This is a genomic window from Psychrobacter sp. 1Y4 (assembly GCF_051847555.1).
Window position 1 is genome coordinate 1 of sequence record NZ_JBPYDE010000702.1, and the last position, 645, is coordinate 645.

Annotated in this window: 2 protein-coding genes; both read left to right on the forward strand. The window is 48.5% G+C overall.

Annotated elements, in window-relative coordinates; translation table 11 throughout:
* Window positions 1-355, forward strand: a 355-nt coding sequence (locus tag ACS8FC_RS18420) for an SGNH/GDSL hydrolase family protein (RefSeq protein WP_439297854.1), incomplete at its 5' end; no start/stop codon positions are given.
* Window positions 356-367: 12 nt separating this feature from the next.
* The coding region (locus ACS8FC_RS18425) for an ATP-binding cassette domain-containing protein (protein ID WP_439297855.1) at window positions 368-645 on the forward strand (278 nt) is incomplete at its 3' end.

The window sequence follows — 645 nt, forward strand, 5'->3', positions numbered from 1 at the left end:
TGAAGCCAATATTCGGACAGCTGTTAAACGTTTGCAAGACAACGGCAGTGTCGTCATCTTGGGCGGGATGTCAATCTATGACAACTTAGGCGATGACTACGTTGCCGCGTTCTCAGATATCTATCCTCGCGTCGCAAAAGACATGAACGTTCCTCTGATACCGTTCTTTTTGGAGGGTGTTGGCGGTGACGCTGAGCTCAACCAAGCAGATGCCATTCACCCAACCAAAGAAGGCTACACCATCATCGTCAATGACAATATCTTGCCTATCTTAGAGCCCACGCTACAAGAAGTCACAGCAGCCGAAACCTCTCAGGCCGACACAACCAAAAATACGACAAACGAGTCCACTTAACGAGATACTGTAATGACATCACCTTCGACTGCTACGTCAATACCGCCAGTAGATACTGAAAAATCGGCTCTACTCACCGCCTCCCAGCTAAACAAAACCGTGCAAGTCGGTGAGCAAAAATTATCTATCATCAAGGATGTAGATATCTATGTCAACGCGGGCGAGTTTGTGGTCATCATGGGTAAATCAGGCTCGGGCAAATCGACCTTACTAGGGTTGCTCGCGGCATTAGACTATCCCGATAGCGGTACGGTGTCGCTAGCAGGTCAAACGCTCAGTAGTCTGGATGA